Source organism: Roseateles sp. P5_E1 (assembly GCF_054049335.1).
In genome coordinates this window covers 1-607 of the sequence record NZ_JBFUMN010000307.1, presented here as the reverse complement: position 1 = coordinate 607, position 607 = coordinate 1, and the positions used below count along the sequence as shown (strand labels likewise).

General features: G+C 64.6%; 1 protein-coding gene. It reads right to left on the bottom strand.

Going from position 1 to position 607, the window contains the following annotated elements; all coding sequences use genetic code 11:
• The coding region (locus tag ACXJKJ_RS31215; protein WP_457395482.1) for a hypothetical protein at positions 1 to 302 on the bottom strand (302 nt) is incomplete at its 3' end.
• Positions 303 to 607: the final 305 nt, after the last annotated feature.

The window sequence follows — 607 nt, the reverse complement described above, 5'->3', positions numbered from 1 at the left end:
TGTTTGAGGAAGCGCAGCGACAGCGGCAGCGCGTCCAGCAGCGATTCGGGGGCGGCTTCGGGCACGTCGCGTGCCTCCAGCAGCGGCAGCTGCAGAACCTCGGCGCTGGTCTGGGCGTGGTCGCGCTCGGACACCAGGCCCAACCGCACCAGCAACTGCAACAAGCTGCCACCGGCTTCGCGGTGCAGCGGACGGGCCCGCGCGAGGTCGCCTTCCTTCAGGCGGCCATTGCGCAGCAACGCCTCGACGATGCGGTGTTCCGCACTGGAATCTGCAGTGGAATCGTGGGCAACCGCGTTCACAAAAGCTCTCCTGGCGACCGTGCGACTTTAGCAGTTCAACGCTGCCCTGCACCGCTTTGGAGGTACCCGGAGAAAAAGGATTGGCTGCTCACCTGGCGCCAACGATTGATCCCGTATGTGAGGCCAATGAAGTTCAACGGCCGCGGCTGTTCGCCTTCTACGCGCCTGGGCGGGGACCGGTGGAGAAACCCCCAAACAAAAAGCGGGCGCCCGTCACAAAGACGGACGCCCGCAAACCACACGCGGTTACTGGTTGGCGATGACGCTCACGCCGCTGAATGCGGACTCGCCGACCAGCTTGATGT